This window comes from Nonomuraea sp. NPDC001684, assembly GCF_053596515.1.
Map to the genome: position 1 here is coordinate 1 of NZ_JBSFGJ010000615.1, position 4,489 is coordinate 4,489.

The following is a 4,489-nucleotide window of genomic DNA, read 5'->3' on the forward strand; positions in this document are numbered from 1 at the left end:
CGAACGCCTCGGTGGGACGCGGCCCGCCGCGCGGCGTGTACGGCACGCTGAGCATGGCGACCGCGCGGAAGACGTCCGGCCGCAGCAGGGCGCTGTGGGCGGCGATCGAGGAGCCCCAGTCGTGGCCGACGATCACCGCGGTCCGCTCGCCCAGCGCCCGCACCACCGCCACGGCGTCCTCGACCAGCTCGGTCATCCGGTACGCGGCCACGTCCGCCGGCTTGGACGAGCGGCCGTAGCCGCGCACGTCCACCGCCACCGCCCGGTACCCGGCGGCGGCCAGCGCCGGGAGCTGGTGCCGCCAGGAGTACCAGGACTCGGGGAATCCGTGCACCAGCAGCACCAGCGGCCCCTGCCCCGCCTCCACGAGATGGACCCGGCCGGCGGGGGAGGGCACCAGGCGGTGGACGCCCTCGGCGACCGGGGTGAGCTGCGACATCGTTCCTCCACGCATGTGAGTCCTGGCCTGTCACCAGGATCATGCGCGGCCCGTGCCGCGGCGCGCGAACTCCGTTGCCGTTTCGGCAAACCCTGCGCTAAAGGTCGGTGGCGATGATCTTCTCGATGTTCCGCTCGGCCAGCGCCGTTATGGTGACGAACGGGTTCACCGTGGTGTTGCCGGGGATCAGCGAGCCGTCGATGACGTACAGGCCGGGGTAGCCGGTCAGGCGGCCGTAGTTGTCGGTGGCCCGGTTCAGCACCGCGCCGCCGAGCGGGTGGTAGGTGAGGTGGTCGCCCCAGATCTTGTACACGCCGAACAGGTCGGTGCGGTAGATCGTGCCCTCCTTGGCGTTGATCTTGTCGAAGATCGTTTTCGCCATGTCGATGGACGTCTGCTTCCAGGCGGTCTGCCAGCTCAGGTCCACCTTGCCGGTCGCGGCGTTCCAGGAGAACTCCGCGCGGCGCGGGGTGTTGGTGATCGACAGGTAGAACGAGGCGTACGTCTCGATCCCGGTCGGCAGCGGCGCCACCTCGGCGAACGCGCCGCCGGCCGTCCAGTTGTCGATGCCCGCGCACGGGATGGCCGACTGCAGCTTGCCGGTCGGGTCCCACAGGTGGTTGGCCCGGCCGCACATGACGTTGCCGTTGTCTCCCCAGCCCTTGCCGACCTCGTCGTCCAGCCCGGGCAGCGCGCCGGTGGCCTTCAGCCTGACCAGCAGCTTGCTCGTGCCGACGCTGCCCGCGGCGAAGAACACCCGGGCGGCCGTGACGGTCTTGGCGGCGGTGACCGAGCCGTCGGTGGCGAGCTGGTCGATCCGGACGGTGTAGCCGCCGCCCGCCGCCGGGGCGACCGAGGTGACCTGGTGCAGCGGCGAGATCGTCACCCTGCCCGTGGCGCGGGCCCGCGCCAGATAGGTCTTCTGCAGGGACTTCTTGCCGTGGTTGTTGCCGTAGAGGATCTCGCCGGCCAGCGCCGACTGGGTGGCCGTGCCGGCCGCCTCCTGCTTCATGTAGTCCCAGTCGTACACGTCGGGGACGAACGTGAACGGGAAGCCGGAGCGCTGGGCGTGCTTGCGGCCGACGCGGGCGTACTGGTAGCACGCGGTGGTGTCGAACCAGGCCGGGTCCACCAGGCCGACGCCGAGGCCGGAGTTGGCGCGCGGGTAGTAGACGCCGTACATCTCGTCGGCGTCGACCGACGGGAGCACGGCGGCGAAGTTCTCCCGCTTGGGCGTGACGGCCATGCCGCCGTTGACCAGCGAGCCGCCGCCGACCCCGCGGCCCTGGTAGACCGTGATGCCGGCGAACTCCTCGGCGTCCAGGATGCCGGTGTAGCGGGGGATGTCCCGGTCGATGGGGAAGCCGAGGAAGTAGTTGAGCGGCGCCTTGGTCCTGGTGCGCAGCCAGTACGAGCGATAGTCGGGCTCGCGCGTGTTGCAGAAGATCTTGCCGTCCGAGCCGGGCGTGTCCCAGGCCATGCCCATCTCGATCATGTGCACCTCGACGCCCGCCTGGGCCAGGCGCAGGGCGGCCACCGAGCCGCCGTACCCGGTGCCGATCACCAGGACGGGCACGCGGGCGCCGTCGGCGATCGGCCCGTCGGCGGCGGCGGTGGCAGCGGTGGCGACGGCGGCGGCGGCGCGGCCGGGCAGTGCGGCGGCGCCCAGAAGGGAGGCGGTTCCGGCGATGAAGGTGCGGCGGCTGGTGTTCATGTCACGTGCCCTCGCTCGGTCGGTCTGACGCGGACTCGGTCGGTCTGACGGAGGGTGCCGGGCCGCCGGTCAGCATGCAGGCCGTGTCCAGGCCCAGCACGTGGTTGAGCCGGCCGAAGGCCCACCAGGAACCGATGCTCATGCTCAGTTCCACGATCTCGTTCTGGCTGTAGTGCTCGGTCATCCGGGACCAGAACTCCTCGTCGAGCCCGTGGTGGTCCAGGGCGTAGCGCTCGGCGTACTCGGCGGCGAGCCGGGTGCGCGCGTCGAAGGCGTCCGTGGCGCGCCAGTCCGCGACCGCGTCGGCGAAGCCGTCCTCGACCTTGACGCCGTCGCGCTCGGTGCGCCAGTCGAGGCAGAAGACGCAGCCGTTGATCTGCGCGATCCGCAGCCGGGCCGCCTCGAACTCGCGCAGGCCCAGCGTGGTGTGGGCGTAGACGGCCATGGAGAACTTCGAGGCGGCGGTCCCGATGCCGGGGACCAGCTCGCCCCAGACGTACGCGATCGGGTCCTTGCCGCCGGGAACGTCGACGATCACGGGTTCTTCCTTCCGAGCCGGCCGGATGCGGGGCGCAGCGGGACGTCGAGCGCGTCGTACAGGCCGGGCGGGGCGGCGGCGAGCCAGTCGATGGCGTTCACCAGCCGGCCCGCCGCGGTGGCGTTCCCGCCCGCCGAACGGCTGCCGCCCTCGTCGGTGGCCTCGATCGTGACCTCGATGCGCGGGCGGCCCTCGACGATGACCCGGTGGGCGCCGTCGCCGCCGTCCGGGAGGAGCGGCCAGTCGGGGGCGCAGGCGGGGTGGATGCGGGTGACGTGCTCGATCACGATGCGCGGCTCGCCCTCGACGACGCCCTGGACCTCGAACCGCACCGCGCCCTGGGTGCCGGCCTCGAAGTCGCCCATGCCGGCGGTGGTGACCGTGCGGTCGAGCGCACGCCGCTCCACGACCTCGCGGATCTCCTCCAGCGTGACGCCGAGGGCCCGCGCCATCAGCCGTACCTGCCCGCCCCACACCATGGACGGGACCGTCGGCGCGATCATCGGCGGCTCGTAGTCCATGGGCTGGCCCATGCCGACCATGTACCGGACCGCGTCCGGACGGTCGTAGCCCGAGTAGTCGAAGATCTCCTGGCAGCGGATGGCGTCCACGACCGAGCCGAGGCCGCTGAGCAGCAGGGGCAGCAGGTCGTTGCCCCAGCCGGGATCGATGCCGGAGGCGAACAGCGAGCCGCCGCCCTCGGCGACGGCGGCCAGCACCTGGTCCCGCAGCTCGGGCGGCGCGCCGCGGTGGTCGTAGAGGGCGTACAGGGACGGCGTGACGACGACGGCGCCGGCGCGGACGGCCCGCAGGACGTCGGCCAGGGCGTCGTCGGGACGCAGGTCGCCGGAGGCGGCGTACACGACGGCCCTCGGGCGGGCGGCCAGGACGGCGGCGGCGTCGTCCGTGGCGGTGACGCCGAGGTCGCGGCCGAGTCCGGCGAGCTCTCCGGCGTCGCGGCCGGCCTTGTCGGGGGAGTGCACGACGACGGCGGCGAGACTGAGGTCGGGATGGGCCTCCACGGCCCTGATGGCGGCGCGGCCGACGTTGCCGGTACCCCACACCACGGTGGACGTCATGGGCGGAGCGTAGCAAGCGCTTGGTTTGGTGTACAGGGCCCAACGACCGGCCCTCCTCAGCCCTCGACGGCCTCGGGCGACGGACGTTCCTCAGCCTTCGACGGCCTTGATGAAGAGGTCTCCGGTGGCGGTCTTGACGAGGTCGGCCTTTCCGGTGGCGGGGTCGACGAGGGCCACGTCGGCGGCCCCCTGCATCGTGACCACGATCCGGCCCCCGCCGAACGCGATCCCCCGGTGCGCCGTGTCGGCGAGGTAGTCGCCCGTGAGCCGGCGGTCCCGCGTCCCGTCCTTCGGGGACAGCAGCAGCAACGCCGGGTCGCCGTGGTCGCCGCCCAGGGCCGCCACCCGGCCGTCGGCGGAGGCGGCCAGCTCGGCGTCCCAGGGCGCCCGCAGGGCCGTCACGGTGCGGATGACCTTGAGGTCGAGGTCGTAGAAGCGCAGCCGGCCGCATGGCGGCGAGAACACGGCCGGCCCGGTGCCGGGGACGTACACCAGGCTGTCGCCGAAGCCGGCGCAGGGCCTGCCGTCGTCGTCGCGCGGCGGCCGCAGCCGTACCGCGCTCAGTCTGCGCGCCGTGACGTCGCGGACGACGGTGACCGCGCCGAGGGGCGAGTCGTCCCGGCCGCCGACGTCCTGGCGGCCGGGGCCGTCCGCGTACTCCTCGGGGGCGCCGATGGCGAGGCCCACGCCGCCGCCGGCGAGCGGGCCGAGGGCGAGCC

Annotated in this window: 5 protein-coding genes; all 5 read right to left on the reverse strand. The window is 73.1% G+C overall.

The window, feature by feature from the left end:
- Positions 1–439 (reverse strand): alpha/beta fold hydrolase (locus tag ACWCSD_RS48530; protein ID WP_449925933.1); only part of this gene is annotated, 439 nt, incomplete at its 3' end.
- Between the two features lie 97 nt (positions 440–536).
- Positions 537–2,153, reverse strand: coding sequence for a GMC oxidoreductase (locus tag ACWCSD_RS48535; protein WP_449925935.1), 1,617 nt, complete (start codon positions 2,151–2,153; stop codon positions 537–539).
- A 1-nt stretch (position 2,154) separates the two neighbouring features.
- Positions 2,155–2,691, reverse strand: a complete 537-nt coding sequence (locus ACWCSD_RS48540; protein ID WP_352325308.1) for a carboxymuconolactone decarboxylase family protein — start codon at positions 2,689–2,691, stop codon at positions 2,155–2,157.
- Positions 2,688–3,770, reverse strand: a complete 1,083-nt coding sequence (locus ACWCSD_RS48545; protein WP_449925939.1) for an NAD(P)H-dependent amine dehydrogenase family protein — start codon at positions 3,768–3,770, stop codon at positions 2,688–2,690. The genes ACWCSD_RS48540 and ACWCSD_RS48545 overlap by 4 nt, the downstream gene beginning before the upstream one ends.
- A gap of 90 nt (positions 3,771–3,860) precedes the next feature.
- Positions 3,861–4,489, reverse strand: a 629-nt coding sequence (locus tag ACWCSD_RS48550) for a hypothetical protein (protein ID WP_449925942.1), incomplete at its 5' end; no start/stop codon positions are given.